A 22,274-nucleotide genomic window follows, 5' to 3' on the forward strand; every position below is an offset into this window, starting at 1 on the left:
CGCAGCGCGGCCCGCGCCGCCGCCTCGCTGGCGCTCCGGCCGGCCCGCTGGGCCGAACTGCGCGCGAACTCGGCAGCCTGTTGGCTGGCCTGGATGGACGCCTGCTGCGCGGCCCGTGCCGCGGCCTGCTGGGCTTGTGCGGCAGCCTGTTGGGCGGCCTGATTGGCGATGAATCCCGGGTTCGTCATGGGAGGCTCCTTCGTGGTGAGCGGCGAATGCTGCTACCGGACGGAGCACCGGGGCCGCACCATGATGCAGGCCGCTTCGCGCGGCAACCGGCCTTCCCGCTTCGCGCGGCCACCGGCCTTCCCGCTTCGCGCCGTAACCGGCCTCCCCGTTTCGCGTGGTGAGGGGTAAGGCCGGTCAGTCCCGGACGGCCCGGGAGACCAGCCGGCTCAGCGGGCCCTCGCGCAACTCCGCCAGCCGCTCGGCGCCGGCCAGGGCGTCCCCGGCGGGTTTGCGCAGCGAGAACGACGGCCAGCTCATCGTCAGGTAGGCGACGAACTTCTCCCGCACCCGGGGCGATTCGAAGGTCGGACCGAGGGCGCAGACCGTGGGCGGCTCGTGGCGTCCCAGCCCCACCCGGTGCGCGGCGGTCACCACGGCCTCGGTGAGATGCGCGGCCGCCTTGTCCAGAATGTTCCTGGCCACCGGGTCGGTGGCCGCGGCCCGGTCCACGGTGGCGACGTAGGAGGCCACCCGGGCCACCCGGTTCGGGTCGGCCTGCAACTCCAGGTGGGCCAACTCCAGGTCGTCGAAGTCCGTGGCGATCAACTCGGTCAGCAGCGTCGACTGCCGGCGTCCGTCGTAGCCGCGCATGGCCGCCTCGAGCGCGTTGCGGCCGATCCAGTACGCCGAACCGGCATCGCCCATGATCCAGCCCCAGCCGTCCACCCGGGCGACGTCGTTGTGGCCGACCGCGAGGGTGATCACGCCGGTGCCGCACGACACCATCACCCCGGGGACGTCGCCCAGCGCTCCGAGGTAGCCGGTCACCGAGTCGTGGGCCAGGGCGACCCGGCCGATCGGCGTGCCGGCCAGTTCGGCGAGCAGGACGGCGGCGTCCGGGCGGTGCAGGGCGGCGGCTCCGCAACTCAGCGATCCGGGACGCAGCCCGGTCTCGTCCAGGATGGCGCGGACTCGTTCGGCCAGCTGTGGCTCGACCGGACGACCGACGTCGATCCCGGCGGCCGAGCCTCCGACGAAGCCCGCTCCGGCTCCCTGAATGCTCCACGCGATGCCGGTCTGGCCACAGTCGATGGCCAGCGCGCCGGCTGTCGAGTCGGACATGGAACTCACCGCCCTACTCACGGGAATCTCCTCTGTGTCGAATTTTAGGCCGGTCGTGGTCGCGCCACGCCGGAAACGCGCCCAAACCTGGGCTCGGGACACGCGGCGGGCGCCGGCGTCGAGGCGGTAGCTTGTGGGCGTGGTCGACACCGTTACGCATGCCGCCGAAACCCCCGATCTCGAGCAGCCCTGGGCAGCCCTGGGCCTGCGGGAGAACGAGTACCTGGAGATCCGCGAGATCCTCGGCCGCCGGCCGACGTCGTGCGAGCTGGCCATGTACTCGGTGATGTGGTCGGAGCACTGCTCGTACAAGTCCTCCAAGGTGCACCTGAAGAAGTTCGGCGCGCTGGGCCGGGAGACGCCGCGCGGCAAGCTGCTGGCCGGCATCGGCGAGCAGGCCGGGGTGGTCGACATCGGTGGCGACTGGGCGGTCACTTTCAAGATCGAGTCGCATAACCACCCGTCCTACGTGGAGCCCTACCAGGGCGCGGCGACCGGGGTGGGCGGCATCGTCCGCGACATCCTGGCCATGGGCGCCCGGCCGATCGGCGTGATGGACCCGCTGCGCTTCGGTCCGCTGACCGCCCCCGACACCGCGCGGGTGCTGCCCGGGATCGTGGCCGGCGTCGGCGGCTACGGCAACTGCCTGGGCCTGCCCAACATCGGCGGCGAGCTGGTCTTCGACCCCACCTACTACGGCAATCCGCTGGTCAACGCGCTGTGCGTGGGGGTGCTCAAGCACGACGACCTGCACCTGGCGTTCGCCCGCGGCACCGGCAACAAGGTGATCCTGTACGGGGCCGCGACCGGCGGCGACGGCATCGGCGGGGCGTCCATCCTGGCGTCCGAGACCTTCGACGCGGACGGCCCGGCGAAGCGGCCCAGCGTCCAGGTCGGCGACCCGTTCATGGAGAAGCTGCTGATCGAATGCACCCTGGAGCTGTTCGCCGAGAACCTGATCTCCGGCATCCAGGACCTGGGCGCGGCCGGCCTGTCCTGCGCCACCTCCGAGCTGGCCAGCGCCGGCGACGGCGGCATGCACGTCAACCTCAACACGGTGCCGCTGCGCGACCACACGCTGGCTCCGGAAGAGATCCTGATGAGCGAATCGCAGGAGCGGATGATGGCGGTCGTCGAGCCGCACAACGTGGACCGCTTCCTGGAGATCTGCGCCAAGTGGGACGTGCTGGCGACCGTGGTCGGAGAGGTCACCGACGGCGACCGGCTGATCATCGAGTGGGACGGCGAGGTGGTGGTGGACGTCGACCCGGCCACCGTCGCCCACGAGGGCCCGGTTTACGAGCGGCCCTACGCCCGTCCGGAATGGATCGACGCGCTCAACGCCGACACCGCCAACGCGCTGCCGCGGGCCCGATCCGGCGAGGAGTTGGCCGACACGGTGCTGCGGCTGGCCGGCTCGCCGAACCTGTGCGACAAGTCCTGGGTGACCGATCAGTACGACCGTTACGTGCGCGGCAACACGGTGCTGGCGCAACCCGAGGACGGCGGCGTGCTGCGGATCGACGAGGAGACCGGCCTGGGCATCGCCCTGGCCACCGACTGCAACGGCCGCTTCGCCTACCTGAACCCGTACCTGGGTGCGCAACTCGCCTTGTGCGAGGCCTATCGCAACGTCGCCGTCACGGGTGCCGAACCGGTCGCCATCACCGACTGCCTGAACTTCGGCTCGCCGGAGGACCCGGCGGTGATGTGGCAGTTCTCCGAGGCGGTGATCGGTCTGGTGGACGGCTGCACGGCACTCGGCACCCCGGTCACCGGCGGCAACGTGTCGTTCTACAACCAGACCGACCAGACCAACATCATCCCGACCCCGGTGGTCGGCGTGCTGGGCGTGATCGACGACGTCGCCGACCGGATCGGCGTCGGCTTCGCCCACGCCGGGGACGCGGTGTTCCTGCTCGGCGAGACCGGTGAGGACCTCTCCGGCAGCACCTGGGCGGACGTGATCCACGACGGTCACCTGGGCGGGATGCCGCCGCTGCCGAATTTCGACCAGGAGCAGCGGTTGGCCAGGGTGCTGGCGGCGTCCGCCAAGCGGCACCTGCTCACCTCGGCGCACGACCTGGCCGACGGCGGGCTCTCCCAGGCGCTGGTCGAGTCCTGTCTGCGCCGCGGGCTCGGCGTCGCGATCACCCTGCCGGACGGCGACCCGACCGTCCAGCTGTTCGCCGAGACCCCCGGACGCGTGCTGGTCTCGCTGTCCGGCTCCGCGGCGGACGAGTTCGACGAGCTGTGCGCCGAGCACGGCATCGTGCTGCAGCGGCTCGGCGAGGTGACCGAACTGTCCGAGTTCGAGGTGGTGGGTCAGTTCGCCCTGCCGCTGGACGAGATCCGTTCCCGCTGGACGGCGCCGCTGCGCGAGGCCATGGCGCACTGACGACGTCCGCTGGGATGGTCGGGACCGCTGCCGGCTGCTCCGCCGGCCGATCGCTCCGCCGGCCGAGCCCAGCGATTCGGCAGCGCACCGACCCGCTCCGAGGCAGGATCGGGTCATGGCTTCGTCCAGGTATCGGTTCGGCCGGGAGCTGCTGGAGCGCCAGCGCGAACGCTGTTGTGCGGTGCTGGACGCCGTGTCGCCCGACGCGCCCACCCTGTGCCAGGGCTGGACGGCGTTCGACCTGGCCGCACATCTGGATGCGCTGTGCCGTGATCCGCTGAGCTGGCCGGGCATCGGGCTGGCCGCGCTGGCGCCGGTGACCGAGCGACGGGCCCGCCGGTTGCAGCAGCGGCTCGGCTATCCAGGCCTGGTGCGGCGGCTGCGCCGGCGCTCGCCGCTGGTTCCGCTGTTCGGGATCGACCCGTGGCTGGGCTGGCCGCACCATCTGGGGGAGTGGTTCGTGCACACCGAGGACGTCCGCCGGGCCAACGAGCTGCCGCCCGCCGAACCCGACGCCGCCGTGGACGCCGTGCTCTGGCAACGGGTGCAGGCGGCGGCGCGAATCCTGTGCCGCCGCGGCGACGGACTGGTGCTGCGGCACCCGGACGGCCGGGAGGCGCGGGTGGCGGACGGGCCGCGTCCACGACTGGTCACCGGCGCTCCGGGCGAGCTGATGATCTACGTCTACCGCGGCCGGGCCGCCGAGGTCCGGGTCGAGCCCGCCGGCTGACCCGGTGCCGCCCCTGCACCGTCCGGCACGGGTCCGACCGCAGGGGTGGTTTCCGGGTTCACCCCGCTGTCGGCTTCGGGGACCGTGCGCAAGAATGGATCGGTCCGGGCACGCGCGCCGTGCCTCCCGTCAGAACAGTGAGCAGCCACCATGACCCAGAATCCGTGGGAGCGTCCCGTCGAGAGCGAGTCGACCGGTGCCGCCGAGACTCCGCAGAACGAGCAGCCGCAACCCTGGTCGTCCCTGCAGCCCGATCCGGTCACGCTGGAGCAGCCGGCGCCGGGCGCGTTCGACCAGCCGTTCGCCTCCGATCCGTCGCCGTTCGCGGCGCCGCCGGCTACCGAGGTCGTGGAGGCCGAGTTGGTCGAGGACGCCGCCGTCCCGGCCGACCAGGAACCGGCCCAGGTCGAGGAGGGTTCGGACGTGGTGGCCGAGCCGGTCGCCGAGGTGGAGTCTCCCTTCGCCGAGCAGGCGCCGCCCTTCGCTGAGCAGGTGTCCCCGGTGGTCGAGGATGTGCCGCCATTCGCTGAGCAGGAAACCCCGGTCGCTGAGGACGTGGCGCCGGTCGTCGAGGACGATCCCTACGACCAGGTCGAAGAGGACGAGGCGACCGCCGAGGGCATGCCGGAATCGCCGGCGCAGGTCGAAGAGACCGAGCACGCCACCGCGCAGCCGGAGCCTCAGTACGGCGTCCAGCCCGACTTCGACCTGGGCCAGGACGAGCCTCCGACACCGGTGGCCACCGACTTCGATGCGGCGGCCAGCGACCGGACGCCGCCCCCGGCCGCGCCGACCGGCTCCCCGCTCGACCTTCCGGGCGACCTGCCGACCGCGGCCCCCGGCGCATTCGACCTGGGTGCCACCCCGCCCGGGCTGGGTGGTCCGTTCGAGCAGAGCCCGACCGCCCAGGCCGGCGGCTATGGCCAGCCCAGTGCCTACGGTCAGCCGGGTGGCTACGGTCAGCCCTCCCCGACGCCCGGCTACGGACCGGCCGGCTCGTACGGGCAGCCGGCCCAGCCGACCTCCGGGTACGGGCAGCCGGCCACCCCGGGCGGCTACCCCGGCTACGGCCAACAGGGTGGCTACGGGCAGCCCGGAGACGGCCAGTCGTCCTACGGCCAGCCGGGCAGTGCGCCGTCCGCACCGTCCGCCCCCTACGGCCAGCCCGGCAGCGCCGGATCCACCGGTTCCTACGGCGGCTACGGCCAGCCCGGCTACGGGCAGTCGTCCTACGGACAGCCGGGCAGTGCGCCGTCGGCCCCGTCCGGCTCCTACGGTCAGCCCGGCTACGGTCAGCCGGCTGCCCCGTCCGGGCCCTACGGCCAACCGCCGCAGCAGGGCTACGGGCAGACCGGCAGCGTGCCGTCGGCGCCGTCCGCCTCGCAGTACGGCCAACCGGGCAGCTACGGGGAACCGCAGTCGGCCTACGGCCAGCAGCCGTCCGGCTATGGCCAGACCCAGCCGCCCTACGCCGATCCGCAGAGCCAGAGCCCCTATGGTCAGCAGAGCCCGTACGGCCAGCAGGCCCCCTACGGGCAGAACCCGTACGGACAGCCCGGCTACGGTCAGCAGCAGCCCGGCTTCGGGATGCAGCCCTACAGCGGCCTCACCCCCGGCCAGGAGAAGACCTGGGCGACCGCGGCGCATTGGTCCGGCCCGGTGGCGGCGCTGGTCTCGGTCGGCATCCTCGGCTGGGTCGGCCCGCTGATCGTGATGATGACCAAGGGCGGTCAGAGCCCGCGGGTCCGGGCCGCCGCGGTGGAGGCGCTGAACTTCCAGATCACGGTCGCGATCGGCTTCATCATCAGCTACATCCTGACCGGTGTGGTGATCGGCGCGATCATGTGGCCGTTGGTCGGGCTGGCCAGCCTGGTCTTCTCGATCATGGGCGCGGTCGCGGAGAACCAGGGCCGGCCCTACCGCTACCCGTTCTCGATCAAGGTCGTGAAGTAGCAGCCTCCCGCCACCGTCCGCGCGCCGGCACCCGCCCACCCAACCTCGCGCTCGCCTAACTATTTGGGGCTCGCCGAATTCGACGAGCCCCAAATAGTTAGGCGAGCGCTGAGCGCTCACGTCCGGGCACGTCCTCGCTCGGAACAGCATCGACCAGCACTCCCCTGGGCGAGCGCGGGGTGCGGGCCCGGGCGCGTCGGATTCCATGGCTGCGGCCGGGGCGTCCGAGATTCCCTCGGTCGCTTAGGCTCGAACGATGGCGCAACGCAGGTCCGGTGACCCGACCACGGCGGCGAGCATCGGCCAGGGCATCCGGGTGCTCGGCGTCGCCGTCCGCGAACAGCCGCGGGTCTTCTTCTGGGCCATGCTGGGCAGCATCGGCTTCGGTGCGCTGACCGCCGCGGACGCCTGGGCGATGGGGTGGGCCACCCAGGCCGTGCTGGTGCCCGCCGCCGAGAGCCGGCAGCTGAGCGATCCCGGCCTGGTCGTGGTGGTGGTCGTGGTCTTCGCGGGGATCGCGCTGCTGCGCGCGGCGGGCGTCGTCACCCGATGGGTCGGGGCCAAGATCATGCAGGCGCGGCTGCAGGCGAGCTACCGGATGCGGCTCGCCGAGCAGTACCTGCGGCTGCCGCTCGGATGGCACCGGCGCCGCTCCGCGGGCCGGCTGCTGTCGATCGCCAGCGCCGATGTCGAGGCGGCCTGGTCGCCGCTGGCGGAGCTTCCGATGGCCGTCGGGATCGTCAGCATGGTGGTGGTCGCCACCGTCCAGATGTTCATCGCCGACCCCTACCTGGCGCTGGTGGGGCTGTTCGTGATCCCTGGGGTCGCCCTGGCCACGGTGCTGCACCATTCCCTTTCCGCCCCGCTGCAGCGCCGGCTTCAAGAGGCCCGCGCGGCGCTGAGCGAGACCACCCACGAGTCCCTGGAGGGGGCGCTGGTGGTCAAGACGCTCGGACGTGCCGAACAGGAGGCCGAGCGCTTCGGCCGAGCCGCCCACGAGGTCCGTGACCTGGCCGTCCGAGCCGGACGGATCCGGGCCGCGTTCGACCCGATCCTGGCGGCGCTGCCGTCGATCGGGATCCTCGCGGTGATCCTGGTCGGTGCCTGGCGGGCGCAGAACGGCGCCGGAACGATCGGCGACATCGTCACGGTGGCCTATCTGATGATGGTCGTCGCCGCGCCGCTGCGCGCCCTCGGCTACCTCTTCGGCGGCATGCCCGCCTCGGTCGCCGGCTGGAACCGGATCCAGGACGTGCTCAACGAGCAGGCCGTCGTGGAGTACGGGACGGAGTCGCTGCCCGGCGGCGGTCGCGGCGCCGCGGTCAGCGTCCGCGGCCTGCGCTTCGGCTACGGCGGACAGCCGGTGCTGGACGGGGTGGACCTGGACCTGCCGCCCGGTGCGATCGTCGCGCTGACCGGTGCGACGGCGTCCGGGAAGAGCACCCTGGCCCTGCTGATCGACCGCCTGCTGGATCCCGACCAGGGCAGCATCCGGATCGACGGACGCGACATCCGCGGCCTCTCCCCGGACGCGCTGGCCCGCACCGTCTGCCTGGTGGCACAGACCGACTTCGTCTTCGACGACACCGTGCGCGGCAACCTGCTGCTCGATCGGGACCTGCCGGAGGACGACCTCTGGTGGGCGCTGCGGCTGGCCGATGCGGAGGACTTCGTCCGCGGCCTGCCCGGCGGACTGGACGCCCCGCTGGGCGAACGGGGCACGCGGCTCTCCGGCGGCCAGCGGCAGCGGATCACGCTGGCCCGCGCCCTGGTCCGGCGGCCGCGCCTGCTCATCCTGGACGACGCCACCAGCGCGTTGGACCCCGAGGTCGAGTGGCGGGTGCTGGACGGCATCGCCGAGGCGTCCGCGGGTCGTACCACGGTGCTGCTGATCGCGAACCGGGCGGCCGCGCTGGCAGCGGTCGACGAAGTGCTGCTGCTCAGTGACGGACGGATCGTCGACAGCGGCCGGCACACCGACCTGTTGCAGAGCTCCACCGCGTACACCGCCCTGCTCCACGGACGCGGAGAAACGCCCCGCGAGAAGGCGTCCTCACGATGAGCGGGCGGACCGCGGAAGGCATCGGCAGCGCCGAGGACGCCTCGGTGGCGGAGGTGCTGCGGCGCGGCATCGCGACCAGCCCGGTGCTGGTGCAGGGGCTGCCGCTGACCATCCTGCTCGCGCTGATCGCCTCCGGCGGGCAGATCATCGTGCCGATCGTCGTCCAGCGAGCCCTCGACACGGCGCTTTCGGCGCCGGGCGGACTCTCCCTCAGCGCGATCGCCGGCATGGTCGGGCTGGCGTTGCTCGTGGTGCTCGCCACCGGGACCGCGTCCTGGCTGATGACCTCCCGGCTGTTCGGACGCGCCGAGCACGGCCTCGCCGAGCTGCGCCTGGCCGGCTTCCGGCGGGTGCACGCGCTGCCGCTGCTGGTCCAGCGCACCGAGGCGCACGGATCGCTGGTGTCGCGGCTCACCGGGGACGTGGACCAGATCAGCCGCTTCCTGGTCTACGGCGGTGTCCAGGGCGCGATGAGCGTGGCGCAGCTGGCCGTCGCCACCATCGTGATGCTGAGCTACAGCCCCGAGCTCACCGGCGTGGTCTGGCTGTGCTTCGTGCCGCTGTTCGCCGCTCTGCCCGCCATTCAACGCCGGCTGGCCCGGGTCTACGCGGACTCCCGCCGCCACATCGGCGAGATGATGTCCGCGGTCGCCGAGTCTGTGGTCGCGGTCGGCACGGTGCGCAGCTACGGTGCCGAGAGCCGGGTGGTCCGACGCATCCGGGACGCCGTCGGCGACTTCCGGCGGGCCACCATCCACTCCCAGTCGATCTCGGCGAGCGCCTCCGCGATCGGCGGTGTCGCGTCCGGTTTCGCGCTCGCCGGGGTGATGTCGGTCGGCGCCTGGCTGGTCGCGCAGCAGCGGGTCACGCCGGGTGAGGTGGTGGCCTTCGCCTTCCTCGCCCAGCTGTTCATCGAGCCGGTGCAGTCCGGCAGCCGGATCCTGACCGACATGCAGGGTGCCCTGGCGGGCTGGCGGCGGGTGATCGGCATCCTCGACACCCCGGCCGACCACCCCGCCGTCCCGGAACGCCGCCGCGAGCTGCCGCCCGGGCCGCCGACCATCGAGACCGTCGGCGTCGGACTCGACTATCCGGGACGTCCCGGCGCGCTCACCGACGTGACGGCGACCTTCCTCGCCGGCTCCCGGATCGCGGTGGTCGGCGAGACCGGGTCGGGCAAGTCCACCTTCGCCCTGCTGCTGGCCGGGCTGCTCACGCCGAGCCGGGGCACGGTGCGCCTCGACGGGGTGGACCTGCGGGAGATCGACGCCGCCCAGCTGCGGGCCCGGGTCACCTTCGTGCCGCAGGAGGGCTTCCTGTTCCACGGGACGCTCCGGGAGAACCTGCGCTACGGCAGGCTCGACGCCGACGACGACGAGCTGCGCCGCGGGTTCGCCGACCTCGCCCTGGAGGACTGGCTGGAGTCGCTGCCCGCCGGCCTCGACACCGACGTCGGCTATCGCGGATCGGCGCTCAGCGCCGGCGAGCGCCAGCTGGTGGCCCTGCTGCGCGCCCGGCTCCGGGATCCGGACCTGCTCATCCTGGACGAGGCCACCTCGTCGATCGACCCCGCCCTGACCCGGCGGGTGGCCACCGCGCTGGAGCGGCTGATGGCGGGTCGGACCTCGGTGACGATCACCCATCGGCTGTCGCTGGCGGAGTCGGCCGACGAGGTGATCGTCTTCGACGGCGGCCGGATCGTCCAGCGCGGGCCGCATGCTCAACTGCGGGCACAGCACGGCGTCTACGCCCGCCTGCACGGGGCATGGTCGAGGGGCTGACCCGCTGCCACCCCATCCACCGCTCGCCTAACTATTTGGGGCTCGCTGAATTCAGCGAGCCCCAAATAGTTAGGCGAGCCCGGAATCGGTGGCGACGGCGGTCAGGGTAGAGTGAGCGCCGTGCTTCGTCCGGATGGTCGCCTCACCCACGATCTAGACCCGCAGGACAAGGGACCCCAGGACGCCTGCGGCGTGTTCGGTGTCTGGGCCCCGGGCGAAGAGGTCGCCAAACTCACCTACTTCGGGCTGTTCGCGCTGCAGCATCGCGGCCAGGAGTCGGCCGGCGTCTCGGTCAGCAACGGCGAGCGGATGATGGTCTTCAAGGACATGGGGCTGGTGTCCCAGGTGTTCGACGAACCCACCCTGAACTCGCTGCACGGGCACTTGGCGATCGGCCAGTGCCGCTATTCGACCACCGGCGCCAGCGTCTGGAGCAACGCCCAGCCGACCTTCCGGGCCACCGATTCCGGCGGCCTCGCGCTGGCGCACAACGGCAACCTGACCAACACCGACGAGCTGGAGGCCTGGCTCAAGGAGCGCGACGCCAACCAGGAGGTGCCGCACAAGGACCGGATGGACTCCACCAGCGACACCGCCCTGGTCACCGCGATCATGGCCACCTACGCCCATCTCGGCGTCCACGGCGCGGCGCTGGAGGTGCTGCCCCGGCTGCGCGGCGCGTTCTGCTTCGTGTTCATGGACGAGCACGCGATGTACGCCGCCCGCGACCCGCAGGGCATCCGTCCGCTGGTGCTGGGACGACTGGCCAACGGCTGGGTGGTGTCCAGCGAGACCGCCGGCCTGGACATCGTCGGCGCCACTTTCATCCGCGAGATCGAACCCGGCGAGCTGATCACCATCGACGAGGGCGGGCTGCGCTCCACCCGGTTCGCCCAGGCCGACCCCAAGGGCTGCCTGTTCGAGTACGTCTACCTGGCCCGTCCGGACACCCTGATCAGCAACCGCCGGGTGCATTCGGTGCGGGTCGAGATCGGACGCACCCTCGCCCTGGAGGCGCCGGCCGACGCCGACCTGGTGATCCCGACGCCGGAATCCGGCATCCCCGCCGCGATCGGGTACGCGGACGCCTCCGGCATCCCCTACGGCCTCGGCCTGACCCGCAACGCCTACGTGGGCCGCACCTTCATCCAGCCGTCGCAGACCATCCGGCAGCTCGGCATCCGGCTCAAGCTGAACCCGATCCGGGACGTCATCGAGGGCAAGCGCCTGGTGGTGGTGGACGACTCCATCGTCCGCGGCAACACCCAGCGGGCCCTGGTGAAGATGCTGCGCGAGGCCGGCGCGGCCGAGGTGCACGTGCGGATCTCGTCCCCGCCGGTGCAGTGGCCGTGCTTCTACGGCATCGACTTCGCCACCCGCGCCGAACTGATCGCGCCCGGGCTGAGCACCGAGGAGATCTGCCGCTCGATCGGTGCCGATTCGCTGGGCTACATCAGCCTGGAGGGCCTGGTGGCCTCCACCGGGCTGGCCAAGAAGACGTTGTGCCGGGCCTGTTTCGACGGCGAGTACCCGGTCGAGGTGCCTGCCGGGCGGGCCGAGAAGATGCGCCTGGAACAGATTCCAGCGGAGCGGGGGAGTAACGCGTGAGTGGAGTGGACGGAGCCGTGTCGGCCTATGCCGCCGCCGGTGTCGACATCGAGGCCGGCGACCGCGCCGTGGAGCTGATGAAGGCCCATGTGGCGGCCACCCGGCGTCCCGAGGTCTTGGGCGGCCTGGGCGGCTTCGCCGGCTTCTTCGACGCCTCCGCGCTGGCCCGCTACGACCACCCGGTGCTGGCCACCTCCACCGACGGGGTCGGCACCAAGGTCGCCATCGCGCAGGCCCTGGACATCCACCACACCATCGGCTGGGACCTGATCGGCATGCTGGTCGACGACCTGGTCGTCACCGGCGCCGAACCGCTCTTCGTCACCGACTACATCGCCTGCGGCAAGGTGGTTCCCGAGCGGATCGCGGCCATCGTCCAGGGCATCGCGCAGGCCTGCACGGCCGCCGGTGCCGCGCTGCTGGGCGGCGAGACCGCCGAACACCCGGGGCTGCTGGGCCCCGACGAGTACGACATCGCCGGCGCCACCACCGGCGTCGTCGAACGCGACAAGATCCTGGGCCCGGACCGGGTCCGTCCCGGCGACGTGGTGCTCGGCCTGGCCTCGTCCGGGCTGCACTCCAACGGCTTCTCGCTGGTCCGCAAGGTGCTGCTCACCGACGCAGGCTGGGCGCTGGAACGTCAGGTGGACGACTTCGGCCGCACCCTGGGCGAGGAACTGCTCACCCCGACCCGGGTGTACGCGCGTGACGTCCTGGCTCTGATCGACGCCGTCGAGGTGCACGCGATCAGCCACATCACCGGTGGCGGCTTGGCCAACAATCTGGTCCGGGTGTTGCCGGACGGCATCGCCGCCCGGCTCGATCGCGGCAGTTGGACGCCGCCGCCGGTGTTCCGCACCGTGCAGCAGGTCGGCGGCATTTCGCAGCCCGATATCGAGGCCACGCTCAACATGGGGGTCGGCATGGCGGTGCTGTTGCCGGCCACCTCGGTGGACGCCGCACGCACGCTGCTGGACGCCCGCGGAGTGCCGTCCTGGGTGCTCGGGGAGGCCCTGGCCGACCCCGGCGCGGGGGCCTCGGTGACCCTGCTGGGGAACCATCCCGCTCAGTGAAGTCCGCTTTGCTGGGTGGGGGTGATTGGGTACCCTGTGCTCACGACACATTTCTGACCAATGATGCGGCATCGCCGCTGTGACCTGCGAGGGGGCTGACCCATATGGGGCGCGGCCGTGCCAAAGCGAAGCAAACACGAGTTGCTCGCGATCTCAAGTACCGTTCGTTCGACACCGACTTCGCGTCACTCGAACGTGAGCTGCGTGGTAGCAGCTACGACGAGCCGGTAGCCGACGCCGACGAGGCGGACGACGACGAAGACGATCCCTACGCAGAGCTGGCGACCCGCTACGCCGACTCCGAAGACGGCGAATCCCGCCGCTTCGGCTGAGGGATTCGCTCACCTTTCAGGCCCCGGGATCCGTCCCGGCCCTTCTTGCGCTCGCCTAACTATTTCCCGCTCGCTGAACTCAGCGAGCGCTAGATAGTTAGGCGAGCGCGTGGGTGGGCTACCGGTACCGGCGGGCCACCGCGACGGCTTGGGCCGCGTAGCCACCGCCGAACAGGTCCGCGTGCACCAGCAGCGGATGCAGCTGGTGCAGCCCGATCAGGTCGCGCCAGCCGTCCGGCAGCGAGTCGGACGCCTCCTGGTACGCGGCGTGGATCCGGGCCAGCTGCGGGGTGCCGAACAGCGCCAGCATGGCCAGATCGGTGACCCGGTGGCCGCCGTGCGCGGCCGGGTCGATCAGCACCGCCCCGGTCGGGGACCAGAGCACATTGCCGCTCCACAGATCGCCGTGAATCCGTGCCGCGGACGCGGCGTCGTCGAAGTCGCCGGCGGCCAGCCGCTCGATCACCCGGCTCAGCGCCGGGTCGCCCAGGTGGGCCCGCCGGGCGTGGAACAGCAGCCGGTCCTCGGCGTACCAGGCACCCCAGGACGCCGGCGGTGCGCTGCGCAGCGGCAGCGGGGCGTCGCCGATCCAGCCCAGGCCCGGTCCGCCGTCCGGCCCGGCCCCGAAGAAGGACGCGCCGGCGTCGTGGGTGGCGGCCAGCCGGCGTCCGAACTCCTCCGCGGAGGCGACGCTGGGGGAGCCGGGCGGCACCCGGTCGATGGTCAGTGACGTCCGGGTCACCGAACGGACGCCCGCCACCGGCACCCCGTCGGGCACGGCCAGCCAGCGCAGACCGGCGGCCTCGGCGGCGAAGAAGCCCTCCGGGGCGTCCGGCCGGTGCTTGGTGTAGCCGTCGGCGGCAACGTCCGGAGTCATGTCTGCAGCCTAGTTCGGAGGACTATCTCCTTGTCAGATCATGGTCGACCGGACGAGTGAGAGACATCTCATGCTGCTCTCCGGGACTCCTCACAACCGCTTGGTTGAGTACTGGACAAGCAGTCGAGGAGAGGACACGACGATGATGAAGATCCAGAAGACCACCGCCGCCTGGGTGGCCACCGGTGCGCTCGGCCTGAGTGTGGTGTCCGGTGCGGCGGCCGCGTTTGCCGACCAGAAGCCGTCCGGGTTGTCGGCGGGCCGGGGAGTCGCGGCGGCCGCGGTCACCGGCGAGCAGGCCAACACCGGCGCCAAGGCAGCCAACCGGGCCGACCTCGGCACCCGAGGCACCCACGCCGGCGCCAAGGCGGCGGCACCCCAGCCGAATTCGGCACCATCCAGCACCACCGCCAACACCCCGGCGTCTCCGCGCACGGCGGTCACCGCCAACACTCCGGCGTCCTCGCGCACCCCGGTGTCCGCGAAGTCGCCGGTCTCGCCCCAGTCCCCCGTGTCGGCGAAGTCCCCGGTCTCGCCGCGGACGCCGAACACCCCGAACTCGCCGAGGAGCGCGCCTTCGGCCCGCAGCAACGACTGATCGAGAGCCGCGGAGCGCCGCGCCCGAGTGCCGGGAGGACACCGACGGCCGCGGCGCTCCGCCTGTCGGGAATCGCCGATCCGCGCTTCCCGAGAACCGCGGACGCCGCCGATCACGTCCTCGCTCGGAACAGCATCGTCAGCCGCCTCCTGGTTGCGCCGATCCGGCATGCTTGGGGCTGTTCGAGGAGGAAACCCTGTGACGATCGATCGGGCGTTCGCCCTGATGACCTCGCCGGAGGCTGGGACGGTGCTGCAGTTGGCGCTCACCGGCGACCCGGGCGTCACCTTGCCGGGCTTCCGATTCGAACTGGACAACGTGCATCACCGGCCCGGCGCCGACGTCAGCGCGATCTACCAGGTCTGGTACGACCTGCCCTCACCGCAGCAACCCACCGAGGAATGGCTGGGGCTGACCACCGTCCCGGTCACCGACGGGGTGGCCACCCTGGTGCACAACGATCTGGTGGTGCGGGCCTGGCGACATCCGGCGGACCCGCGGCTGCCCGGCCTGCCGTCGGCCTGCGACGCCGACACGGTGGGTTCCTGGGTGGGCTGCCCGGTGGAGCTGGAGATGCTGGCCTACCGGCCGCTGCGCCGGGCCGTGCTGGCCGCTCGCGGCGAGCGGTCCGCGTTCGTCAAGGTGTTGCGACCCGACCGGGCGGCCGGGCTGGCCCGGCGGCAGCGGCTGCTGCACGGGGTCGGCATCACGCCGCCGGTGCTCGCCGAACCCGAACCCGGGGTGGTGGTCAGCGCGGCCGCGGACGGCATCTCGCTGGCCCACGCGCTGGTCGCCTGGCCGGAGGATCCGGGGCATCTGCCGTCGGCGGCGTCCCTGGTGGCGCTGCTGGACGCCCTGCCGGCCGCCGCCGTCCGGCTTCCCCGGCGGGAGTCGTGGAGTGACCGGATCGACTTCCATGCCGCCGGTGCCGCCGCGGTGCTGCCCGACCAGGCCGGCGAGATCCATGCCCTGGCCCGCGAGATCACCCGGCTGCTCGCGCTGGCGCCGTCCGGGCCGGTGGTGCCGACCCACGGCGACTACTACGAGGCCAACATCTTCACCATGAACGGCCGGGCTACCTCGGTGATCGACGTCGATTCGGTCGGTCCCGGACGCCGTGACGACGACCTGGCCTGCCTGCTCGGGCACGTCGCGGTGCTGCCCAACCTGTCGCCGGAGCACTATCCGCGGGTCGCCGAGGTGGTCGAGTCCTGGCGGGCGGACTTCGAGCGCCGGCTGCATCCGGCGTCGCTGCGGGCCCGCACCGCGGCCGTCATCCTGAGCCTGGTGTCCGGGGCCGACGTCCCGACCGCGTTGGCCCGGCTCGACCTGGCCCGGGCCTGGCTGGTCCGGGCTCGCCAGGCGCTCGGCTGAACGAACGCCGCGCCACCGCTTGATGAGAGATCTCTCATCGGGGACTCTCGCCGGCTTCATCCCGCCCTGCTGCACTGGACGGCATGGAGACCTCGACCCGAGCCGGACGGTGGCTGGTGAGTGGAGCGCTGGGCCTGGCGATGCTGGGCGCGGGCGGCTGCGCCACCAGTGCCGCGCCGAGCAGTGAGGACGCCGGACCCGCCGTGGTGCTGAACGCTCCGGCGGACGCGGGCCCGGCCCGGCCGCCGTCGGCCAAGGACACCCGGACCAAAGGCGCCGGCGTCACCGGGGCTGCCGGCGACAGCTCCGCCGACCGGGCCAGCAAACGGGTCGATCAGGGCGATGCCAGCGCGAAGGTGCCGGCCGCGAAGCCGAAGTCGGTCAACGACTCCCCGAACAGCCCGGCATCCCCGAACACCCCGGCATCGCCTCGGACGGCGCCGTCGGCCACGACACCGTAGTGCCGCGGCACCAGATCGATCCGGACCCCGCTGGCCGCGGCCTCGAAACCCCTTGCCGGCGCCATGGCGTCCGCGGTCTGGACGGGCTCGACCCGCAAGATCGCTGGAGTCCTAGACCAGCCGGTAGCCCATCCCGCGCACCGTCTCGAACCGCTCCGCACCGAGCTTGCGCCGCAGATAGCGGACGTAGACGTCCACCACGTTGGAGCCGGGGTCGAAGTCGTAGCCCCAGGCGCTGGACAGCAGCTGCTCCCGGCTCAGCACCTGGCCCGGATTGGTCAGGAACGCCTCGGCCAGGGTGAACTCGCGGGCCGACAGGTCCACCTCGCGGCCGGCGACGGTGGCCCGCCGGGTGCGCAGGTCGAGGCTCAGGTCGCGATGGGTGAGCGTGGTGGCGGACGCCGCCGCGCCGCTGTCGGTGCGCAGCCGCAGCCGGACCCGGGCCAGCAGCTCCTCGAAGCTGAACGGCTTGGCCATGTAGTCGTCCGCGCCGCCTTCCAGCCCGGCCACCGTGTCGGTCACCGACGACCGCGCGGTCAGCATGATCACCGGCACCGCGACGCCTTGGCCGCGCAGCCGGTCCAGCACCTCGAAGCCGTCGATGTCGGGCAGCCCGACGTCGAGGACGACCAGGTCGAAGTCGCCGGAGACGGCCAGTTGGGCGCCGATGATGCCGCTGCTTTCGATGTGGGTGCTGTAGCCGGCCGACTTCAGCCCCTTGGCGACGAAGGCGGCGATCCGCGGTTCGTCCTCGATGATCAGGATCTGGCTCACGGGATTGCCTCCAGGGCTGGGGTGGTGGGTTGCAGGGGGAGGACCAGGGCGATGGTGCTGCCTCGGCCGACGACCGATTCGATGTCGACCCGGCCGGCGTGACCGGTGACGATCTTGTCGACGATGGCCAGGCCCAGACCGGCGCCGTCGGCGCGCAGCGGGGCGTCGGCGCCGCGTCCGAACCGGGCCAGCACCAGGTCCCGCTCCTCGGGCGAGATGCCGACACCTTGATCGCGCACCCACAGCCACAGCTCGCTGCCGCGCACCGCGCTGCCCAGCGCGATCGGGGCCTCGCCGGGGGAGTACTTCACCGCATTGGACGCCAGCTGCAGCCAGGCCTGGGTGACCCGCTGCGGGTCGAGGGCGACCTCGACGTCGGCCAGTTCGTCCAGCAGCCAGCGCCGCGGGGCCAGGCCGCGGGCCTTCTCCAGGGTCTCGTCGGTGAGGCGTCCGATGTCGGTGGGCTGGGGCTGGATGAAGTCGCTGCGTTCGGCCTTGGCCAGGGTGAGCAGGTCGTCGACCAGGCGGCCCATCCGGTCCAATTCGTCTACCGCCAGCGCCCGGGTGGTGCGGACGTCGTCCGCGTCGTCGGCGTCCATCAGTTCCAGGTGGCCGCGGACGATGGTCACCGGCGTCCGCAGCTCGTGGCCGACGTCGTCGAGCAGCTGGCGCTGGCTGCCGATGGCGGCGTTGAGCCGGTCGAGCATGGCGTTGACGGTGCGGGTCAGCGCGGACAGGTCGTCGCTGCCGTGCACCGGAATGCGCCGGCTGAGGTCGTGTTCGGTGATGTCCTCGGCGGTGGTGCGGAGCAGCCGGATCGGCTGCAGCAGGCGTCCGACCAGCAGCCAGATCAGGAACCCGACCATGCCCAGCGAACCGAGCGCGACCAGCGCGTAGCTGCCGTAGGTGGCCTTCAGCAGATCCTCCTCGGCGCGCATGTCGAAGGTCTGCACCAGCGCCCCGGTCTGACCGGGGAAGCGGACCGGGGTGACGGCGTAGAAGTAGTCGGCCATCGGGGTGGCCAGCCGGCCGCGGGTGACATGGTCGAGTTCGCTCAGCGGCAGCACCGTGTCGACGAACGCGGCGTCCTGCTCGGGCCGGAAGCGGACGCCTTCGGGTGCGGTCCACACCACCTTCCCGCCGACGATGCCCAGCTCGCTCTCGTTGCTGGCCAGCACCTGCCGCTGCATGGCGACCCGGATCAGGTCGTCCGGGCCGGTGAACGGACGCCCGGTGGTCGGGTCGACGCCCGGCGCGCAATCGGCGCTGTGCCCGCAGGCCAGCACCCGGAACTCGTCGACCGCCCGCTCCAGATAGCCCTCGACCCGGCGCTCGGCCATGGTCCGTTCCAGCGTGTAGGCGGTCAGTCCGGCGATGGCCAGCGCCAGCGCGGTGAGGGCCAGGACGGCGGCGATCACCCGGGCCCGCACGGTCACCAGCCGCGGAAACCGTCCGGTGAGTCGCGGGAACCGTCCGAGGAGGCGGGGGAACCGTCCGAGGAGGCGGGGGAACCGTCCGAGGAGGCGGGGGAGCCGTCCGGTGGGTCGTGGGAACCGTCCGAGGATCCGGGGGAGCCGTCCGCGGCGATGCCGATCCGGCATCGATCGCGTCGCAGAGGCCATGCCCCATTGTGGCAAGACGTCCTGAGCGGTGAGGTGAGTCGTCGGTGAGAGAGCTCTCATCGGCGGCTCGGGGCGGTGGGTTGGGCCGAGTACGCCAGCGACGCCGGGGCGTCCGACATTGCCCTGGTTCCGCGTCGTTTACCTGGTTCAAACCGTGGAAAGGACGCCGAAGCAGGGCAACGTCCTCACCGGGACGGCGCGGACGGCAAGGGACGGTGGTGTGGACGGTCCGGGAGATGGGAAACGCCCCGGGTTTCCCCGGGGCGTCGAGTGTGGCCAGGACCGGGATCGAACCGGTGACCTTTCACTTTTCAGGCGAACGCTGCTACCAGCTGAGCTACCTGGCCCCTGAGCGAGCAACTCGCTCAAGCGACCCCGACGGGACTCGAACCCGCGACCTCCGCCGTGACAGGGCGGCGCGCTAACCAACTGCGCCACGGGGCCCTTACAGGCCTCACCGGTCGTTCCCGACCGGCTTCGAAACTATAACAGTCCCTAGCCGTGCCGTCGAAATCGGCCGCACCGTCGGACGCCGGGACGGCCCAGGCTGAGGGGCAGGCCTGGGCAACGAGTTCAAGAGGCTGGCGTGGAACCGCTATGGAGCAGTTGGCATCCCCAACGGGATTCGAACCCGCGCTGCCGCCTTGAAAGGGCGGTGTCCTAGGCCGCTAGACGATGGGGACCTGACCGAAGAACCATACCGGGCCGGGGATGCTGCGCCCAAACGTGGGCTGCGGTGGGGTCTGCAGGCTCGCGGACGCGGGGCCTCGGTCGGATGCCCGGAACGAGGGCGCAGCGAACAGTCCGCCGTGCCGGATCGGGTGGGGCGACGCTCGGACGCGGTCGGGGCGCCTCTCCACGATGAATCCGCGGCCTGCCGCACCCCTAATATATGCAAATCGCATAGAGTGTCCTCGTGGAGTCAAACCTTGAAGCGGCGATCAACGAGTGGCATGCCGCCGTCAACGCCGGTGATCTGACCCGGTCGGAGCGTGCGGTGGGCGACCCGATCGTGGTGCTCGGTCCCAAGGGTGCTGGGCCGATCACTCCGAGTGAGTTCGCGCAGTGGGTGCAGCGCTCGGGAATCCGGCTGGTGCCGCGGTCGTGGCATCCGGTCAGCGATCGGCTGATGGTGGTGGAGCAGGACGCCAGCTGGCCGGAGAGCCCGGTGGTCACTCGGGTGGCAACGGTGTTCCGGGTCTCCGGCGGCACGGTGACGGCGGCGCTTCGGCTGCCCGACCTGCGGCCGGCGCTGGAACTCGCGTACATCTGCCGCGAGCTGGCGGCCACCGAATGACGATGAGCGTGACCGGGCAGCTGCTGTTCAGCTTCGTGCGGCACTGGTCGCGCCGGGCGGCGGACGGCGATGCCGCGTCCGCCGAGCAGGGCAGGCTGGTGCTGGCCGTCGAAGCGGTGCACGCCGTGGCGGCCCGCGGAGAGCCGGCGACCGTCAATGCCGTCGCCGCCGAGATCGGCATCGACCAGAGCGGGGCGTCCCGGCTGATCGGGAACGCGGCACGGGCCGGCTGCCTCGGTGTCGCGGCATCGTCGACGGACGGACGCCGTCGCGAGGTCTCGCTGACCGACGCAGGTCACACGATGTTGGAGCAGGCGCACGCTTGGCAGGAGCAGGTCTTCGACCGGCTCACCGAGGGGTGGAGCCTGGAGCGCCGCGACGAGTTCCACCGGGCGATGGCCGACCTGATCGATCGGTCGCACGCGATCGACTTGTGACGGTGAGCCGGCCGCGGTGTCGCGGCCGATCAGGTCGCGACAGCCGTCCAGTCCGAGGTGCTGCGGGCGTACCCAGAGCTTCGGTTCCTGCGGCGGCCCCTACCATCGCGGCATGTCTGTTGACCGGGTCCGCGACGCCTACGCTGCTCGGGCGGCGGAGTACACCGAGCTGTTCGGCAGCATCGAGGCCGCCGCCGAGCACGACCGTGAGCACCTGCTCGGCTGGGCGCTGGGGATCGATGGCCGCATCATCGACGTCGGCTGTGGTCCGGGGCAATGGACGCACTTCCTGGCGGAACACGGCGTCAATATCGAAGGAGTCGATCTCGTCCCCGAGTTCATCGACACTGCGCGCACGCTGCATCCGGGTGTGAGCTACCGGGTCGGTCGTGCGGACCGCCTCGGGGTCGAGGACGCGGTTCTGGGCGGCGTCCTCTCCTGGTTCTCGCTGATCCACACCGACCCGGAGGAGATCGACGCACCCCTGGCCGAGTTCGCCCGCTGCGTCAGGCCGGGAGGCGGACTCGCCCTCGGCTTCTTCGAGGGGCCCGAGTTGGTCCCTTTCGACCACGCCGTGACAACTGGCTGGTTCTGGCCCGTGGACCAATTGTGTTTGCGCATCGAGCAGGCCGGCTTCCAGGTGACGGACGCCCAGACGCGCGACATGCCCGTCTCGCGGCGGCTGGGTGTGATCACCGCCCGGCGGAGCGGCCGAGGCCGAACGTCCGCGATCGAATCGACCGAGGAGTTGACAGTGGCTGAGCTGGGGGAGTCGTGAGCCGGGGCGACGTGGGGCGTCCGCTGCCCAAGGTCGTGATCACCACCACCGCGTCCGTCGACGGCCGCGTGGCGCTCGGTCGGAGTTCCCGACTCATGCAGCCGGACGCCGCCCGCCGGTGGGCGGTGATGAAGCCGGACGGCACCGACGCCGAACTCGGTGCGCGACGGGACGAGTACGCAGCGACGGTGACCCTGGAGGGCAGCGGCAGTTTCATCGGCGACGAGGACCCGCCCGTCGTGCTGCCGACGCCGACGATGCCGGAATCGGAGCTGCGCCAGGACTTCCTGCCCCGTCGCGCCCCGCACTGGTTCGTGGTGGCCGACAGCCGTGGCCGGGTGGACTGGTCGTTCGCCGGCGACGACACCACCGCCCTGGTCGTCCTGGTCTGCTCCGCCACTCCCACCGGCTACCTGCAGCTGCTTCGCGATCGCGGCATCGGCCATCTCAGCGCCGGGGCCGACCGGGTCGACCTGGAAGCGGCACTGGCCACGATCGGCACCGCGCTGGGGGCGTCCACCGTGGTCGCCGATTCCGGCGGCACGTTCAACGCCGGCCTGCTGAAGGCCGGGCTGGTCGACGAGATCGACGTGGTGACGCTGCCCGGACTGGTCGGGGGCGTGGGGACCCCGTCGATCATGGACGGGGAGCCGCTGGACGAGTCGGGAACGCCGATCCGGCTGGAGCTCATCGACTGCCGGGTGACGGACGCCGGCCTCGTCCGCACCCGCTACCGCGTATGCAACGAGCACGGCCCGAAGGCGGACACCGCGTCACCGTGATCCGGCCCCGTCCTCGATTGGCGCGCCGGGCCAGGCAGGAACGAGGA

At 71.8% G+C, this 22,274-nt stretch carries 20 protein-coding genes and 3 tRNA genes; 15 read left to right on the forward strand and 8 right to left on the reverse strand.

Annotated elements, in window-relative coordinates; genetic code table 11:
- Together QM582_RS09340 and QM582_RS09345 are read right to left on the reverse strand one after the other, a co-directional pair.
- On the reverse strand, positions 1 to 188 hold a 188-nt coding region (locus QM582_RS09340), incomplete at its 3' end, for a hypothetical protein (protein ID WP_415083795.1).
- Between the two features lie 175 nt (positions 189 to 363).
- Positions 364 to 1,290: an N-acetylglucosamine kinase gene (locus QM582_RS09345; RefSeq protein ID WP_415083797.1), complete on the reverse strand. Its 927-nt coding sequence runs from the start codon at positions 1,288 to 1,290 to the stop codon at positions 364 to 366.
- 139 nt (positions 1,291 to 1,429) lie between these two features.
- Between QM582_RS09345 and purL the strand changes: the two genes are divergently transcribed.
- The 8 genes from purL (at position 1,430) to QM582_RS09385 (ending at position 13,227) form a co-directional block, all read left to right on the forward strand.
- Positions 1,430 to 3,688: a phosphoribosylformylglycinamidine synthase subunit PurL gene (gene purL / locus QM582_RS09350; RefSeq protein WP_415083798.1), complete on the forward strand. Its 2,259-nt coding sequence runs from the start codon at positions 1,430 to 1,432 to the stop codon at positions 3,686 to 3,688.
- Between the two features lie 115 nt (positions 3,689 to 3,803).
- Positions 3,804 to 4,418 carry a maleylpyruvate isomerase family mycothiol-dependent enzyme gene (locus QM582_RS09355; RefSeq protein WP_415083800.1) on the forward strand — a complete coding sequence of 205 codons (615 nt, stop codon included), beginning with the start codon at positions 3,804 to 3,806 and terminating at the stop codon, positions 4,416 to 4,418.
- 150 nt (positions 4,419 to 4,568) lie between these two features.
- Positions 4,569 to 6,371 carry a DUF4870 domain-containing protein gene (locus QM582_RS09360; protein ID WP_415083802.1) on the forward strand — a complete coding sequence of 601 codons (1,803 nt, stop codon included), beginning with the start codon at positions 4,569 to 4,571 and terminating at the stop codon, positions 6,369 to 6,371.
- A gap of 256 nt (positions 6,372 to 6,627) precedes the next feature.
- Positions 6,628 to 8,433 (forward strand): ABC transporter ATP-binding protein, encoded by a 1,806-nt coding sequence (locus tag QM582_RS09365; RefSeq protein WP_415083803.1) that lies wholly within the window; start codon positions 6,628 to 6,630, stop codon positions 8,431 to 8,433.
- Positions 8,430 to 10,214 (forward strand): ABC transporter ATP-binding protein, encoded by a 1,785-nt coding sequence (locus tag QM582_RS09370; RefSeq protein ID WP_415083806.1) that lies wholly within the window; start codon positions 8,430 to 8,432, stop codon positions 10,212 to 10,214. The genes QM582_RS09365 and QM582_RS09370 overlap by 4 nt, the downstream gene beginning before the upstream one ends.
- A gap of 120 nt (positions 10,215 to 10,334) precedes the next feature.
- Positions 10,335 to 11,822, forward strand: coding sequence for an amidophosphoribosyltransferase (purF, locus tag QM582_RS09375; protein ID WP_415083808.1), 1,488 nt, complete (start codon positions 10,335 to 10,337; stop codon positions 11,820 to 11,822).
- Positions 11,823 to 11,827: 5 nt separating this feature from the next.
- Positions 11,828 to 12,895, forward strand: a complete 1,068-nt coding sequence (gene purM / locus QM582_RS09380) for a phosphoribosylformylglycinamidine cyclo-ligase (protein WP_415083908.1) — start codon at positions 11,828 to 11,830, stop codon at positions 12,893 to 12,895.
- A gap of 104 nt (positions 12,896 to 12,999) precedes the next feature.
- A complete protein-coding gene (locus tag QM582_RS09385) occupies positions 13,000 to 13,227 on the forward strand; it encodes a DUF3073 domain-containing protein (protein ID WP_415083810.1) in 228 nt (75 codons plus the stop codon).
- Between the two features lie 118 nt (positions 13,228 to 13,345).
- On the opposite strand, the gene QM582_RS09390 is transcribed toward QM582_RS09385, so the two are convergent.
- Positions 13,346 to 14,104, reverse strand: coding sequence for a fructosamine kinase family protein (locus QM582_RS09390; RefSeq protein ID WP_415083811.1), 759 nt, complete (start codon positions 14,102 to 14,104; stop codon positions 13,346 to 13,348).
- A 142-nt stretch (positions 14,105 to 14,246) separates the two neighbouring features.
- Here QM582_RS09390 and QM582_RS09395 point away from each other — a divergent pair, with 142 nt between their 5' ends.
- The 3 genes from QM582_RS09395 (at position 14,247) to QM582_RS09405 (ending at position 16,537) form a co-directional block, all read left to right on the forward strand.
- The gene (locus tag QM582_RS09395) at positions 14,247 to 14,702 is read left to right on the forward strand and encodes a hypothetical protein (protein WP_415083813.1); all 456 of its coding nucleotides are present in this window, start codon (positions 14,247 to 14,249) and stop codon (positions 14,700 to 14,702) included.
- A 198-nt stretch (positions 14,703 to 14,900) separates the two neighbouring features.
- The gene (locus tag QM582_RS09400) at positions 14,901 to 16,076 is read left to right on the forward strand and encodes a hypothetical protein (protein WP_415083815.1); all 1,176 of its coding nucleotides are present in this window, start codon (positions 14,901 to 14,903) and stop codon (positions 16,074 to 16,076) included.
- Between the two features lie 83 nt (positions 16,077 to 16,159).
- Positions 16,160 to 16,537, forward strand: coding sequence for a hypothetical protein (locus QM582_RS09405; protein WP_415083816.1), 378 nt, complete (start codon positions 16,160 to 16,162; stop codon positions 16,535 to 16,537).
- Between the two features lie 111 nt (positions 16,538 to 16,648).
- On the opposite strand, the gene QM582_RS09410 is transcribed toward QM582_RS09405, so the two are convergent.
- From QM582_RS09410 to QM582_RS09430, 5 genes are all read right to left on the reverse strand, one after another.
- Entirely contained in the window at positions 16,649 to 17,311 is a 663-nt protein-coding gene (locus tag QM582_RS09410) for a response regulator transcription factor (RefSeq protein ID WP_415083818.1), read from the reverse strand.
- Positions 17,308 to 18,747 (reverse strand): sensor histidine kinase, encoded by a 1,440-nt coding sequence (locus QM582_RS09415; RefSeq protein WP_415083820.1) that lies wholly within the window; start codon positions 18,745 to 18,747, stop codon positions 17,308 to 17,310. The genes QM582_RS09410 and QM582_RS09415 overlap by 4 nt, the downstream gene beginning before the upstream one ends.
- A 459-nt stretch (positions 18,748 to 19,206) precedes the next feature.
- A tRNA-Phe gene (locus QM582_RS09420) sits at positions 19,207 to 19,280 on the reverse strand.
- A 23-nt stretch (positions 19,281 to 19,303) separates the two neighbouring features.
- A tRNA-Asp gene (locus QM582_RS09425) sits at positions 19,304 to 19,377 on the reverse strand.
- A 163-nt stretch (positions 19,378 to 19,540) separates the two neighbouring features.
- A tRNA-Glu gene (locus QM582_RS09430) sits at positions 19,541 to 19,616 on the reverse strand.
- 233 nt (positions 19,617 to 19,849) lie between these two features.
- Between QM582_RS09430 and QM582_RS09435 the strand changes: the two genes are divergently transcribed.
- The 4 genes from QM582_RS09435 to QM582_RS09450 all read left to right on the forward strand — a co-directional run bounded on the left by QM582_RS09435 (position 19,850) and on the right by QM582_RS09450 (position 22,227).
- Positions 19,850 to 20,230: a hypothetical protein gene (locus QM582_RS09435; protein ID WP_415083822.1), complete on the forward strand. Its 381-nt coding sequence runs from the start codon at positions 19,850 to 19,852 to the stop codon at positions 20,228 to 20,230.
- Positions 20,231 to 20,232: 2 nt separating this feature from the next.
- Complete coding sequence (locus QM582_RS09440; protein WP_415083824.1) at positions 20,233 to 20,667, forward strand: MarR family winged helix-turn-helix transcriptional regulator; 435 nt, start codon at positions 20,233 to 20,235, stop codon at positions 20,665 to 20,667.
- Between the two features lie 112 nt (positions 20,668 to 20,779).
- Entirely contained in the window at positions 20,780 to 21,445 is a 666-nt protein-coding gene (locus QM582_RS09445; RefSeq protein WP_415083826.1) for a class I SAM-dependent methyltransferase, read from the forward strand.
- Positions 21,442 to 22,227, forward strand: coding sequence for a dihydrofolate reductase family protein (locus QM582_RS09450; protein WP_415083828.1), 786 nt, complete (start codon positions 21,442 to 21,444; stop codon positions 22,225 to 22,227). The genes QM582_RS09445 and QM582_RS09450 overlap by 4 nt, the downstream gene beginning before the upstream one ends.
- Positions 22,228 to 22,274: the final 47 nt, after the last annotated feature.

Source organism: Micropruina sp. (assembly GCF_047607385.1).
In the GTDB taxonomy this organism is placed as follows: Bacteria; Actinomycetota; Actinomycetes; order Propionibacteriales; family Propionibacteriaceae; genus Micropruina.

Coding starts and splice junctions, on each gene's coding strand:
- QM582_RS09345 (WP_415083797.1), bottom strand. CDS start 1,290: ATGTCCGACTCGACAGCCGGCGCGCTGGCCATCGACTGTGGCCAGACC.
- QM582_RS09355 (WP_415083800.1), top strand. CDS start 3,804: ATGGCTTCGTCCAGGTATCGGTTCGGCCGGGAGCTGCTGGAGCGCCAG.
- QM582_RS09360 (WP_415083802.1), top strand. CDS start 4,569: ATGACCCAGAATCCGTGGGAGCGTCCCGTCGAGAGCGAGTCGACCGGT.
- QM582_RS09365 (WP_415083803.1), top strand. CDS start 6,628: ATGGCGCAACGCAGGTCCGGTGACCCGACCACGGCGGCGAGCATCGGC.
- QM582_RS09370 (WP_415083806.1), top strand. CDS start 8,430: ATGAGCGGGCGGACCGCGGAAGGCATCGGCAGCGCCGAGGACGCCTCG.
- QM582_RS09385 (WP_415083810.1), top strand. CDS start 13,000: ATGGGGCGCGGCCGTGCCAAAGCGAAGCAAACACGAGTTGCTCGCGAT.
- QM582_RS09390 (WP_415083811.1), bottom strand. CDS start 14,104: ATGACTCCGGACGTTGCCGCCGACGGCTACACCAAGCACCGGCCGGAC.
- QM582_RS09395 (WP_415083813.1), top strand. CDS start 14,247: ATGATGAAGATCCAGAAGACCACCGCCGCCTGGGTGGCCACCGGTGCG.
- QM582_RS09405 (WP_415083816.1), top strand. CDS start 16,160: ATGGAGACCTCGACCCGAGCCGGACGGTGGCTGGTGAGTGGAGCGCTG.
- QM582_RS09440 (WP_415083824.1), top strand. CDS start 20,233: ATGAGCGTGACCGGGCAGCTGCTGTTCAGCTTCGTGCGGCACTGGTCG.
- QM582_RS09445 (WP_415083826.1), top strand. CDS start 20,780: ATGTCTGTTGACCGGGTCCGCGACGCCTACGCTGCTCGGGCGGCGGAG.